The sequence below is a fragment of the Alkalibacterium psychrotolerans genome, assembly GCF_054784355.1.
On the sequence record NZ_BAAGPH010000074.1, the window covers coordinates 1 to 1,179 of the forward strand.

1 rRNA gene is annotated in these 1,179 nt (G+C 52.5%); it reads right to left on the reverse strand.

From position 1 onward, the window contains the following. Positions 1-21: 21 nt before the first annotated feature. Positions 22-1,179: ribosomal RNA gene (locus ACYVLS_RS08940) — 23S ribosomal RNA — on the reverse strand; the annotation flags it as partial.

A 1,179-nucleotide genomic window follows, 5' to 3' on the forward strand; every position in this document is an offset into this window, starting at 1 on the left:
TATTACCCTTACCCACATTGTGTGGTTAAGTCCTCGACCGATTAGTACTGGTCCGCTCCACATATCACTATGCTTCCACTTCCAGCCTATCTACCTGATCATCTTTCAGGGGTCTTACTCACTTAAAGTGATGGGAAATCTCATCTTGAAGGGGGCTTCACGCTTAGATGCTTTCAGCGTTTATCCTGTCCACACATAGCTACCCAGCGATGCCAGTGGCCTGACAACTGGTACACCAGCGGTGTGTCCATCCCGGTCCTCTCGTACTAAGGATAGCTCTTCTCAAATTTCCAACGCCCGCGACGGATAGGGACCGAACTGTCTCACGACGTTCTGAACCCAGCTCGCGTACCGCTTTAATGGGCGAACAGCCCAACCCTTGGGACCGACTACAGCCCCAGGATGCGATGAGCCGACATCGAGGTGCCAAACCTCCCCGTCGATGTGAACTCTTGGGGGAGATAAGCCTGTTATCCCCAGGGTAGCTTTTATCCGTTGAGCGATGGCCCTTCCATATGGTACCACCGGATCACTAAGCCCGACTTTCGTCCCTGCTCGACTTGTAGGTCTCGCAGTCAAGCTCCCTTCTGCCTTTACACTCTACGAATGATTTCCAACCATTCTGAGGGAACCTTTGGGCGCCTCCGTTACATTTTGGGAGGCGACCGCCCCAGTCAAACTGCCCGTCTGACACTGTCTCCCGACCGGTTAACGGTCGTGGGTTAGAGTGGCCATACAGCTAGGGTAGTATCCCACCAACGCCTCCACCAAGACTGGCGTCCTGGCTTCATTGGCTCCTACCTATCCTGTACAAGCTGTACAGACACTCAATATCAAACTACAGTAAAGCTCCATGGGGTCTTTCCGTCCTGTCGCGGGTAACCTGCATTTTCACAGGTACTATAATTTCACCGAGTCTCTCGTTGAGACAGTGCCCAAATCGTTACACCTTTCGTGCGGGTCGGAACTTACCCGACAAGGAATTTCGCTACCTTAGGACCGTTATAGTTACGGCCGCCGTTTACTGGGGCTTCAATTCAGAGCTTCGCCGAAGCTAACCCTTCCTCTTAACCTTCCAGCACCGGGCAGGTGTCAGCCCCTATACATCTTCTTTCGAATTAGCAGAGACCTGTGTTTTTGGTAAACAGTCGCTTGGGCCTATTCACTGCGGCTGACCAA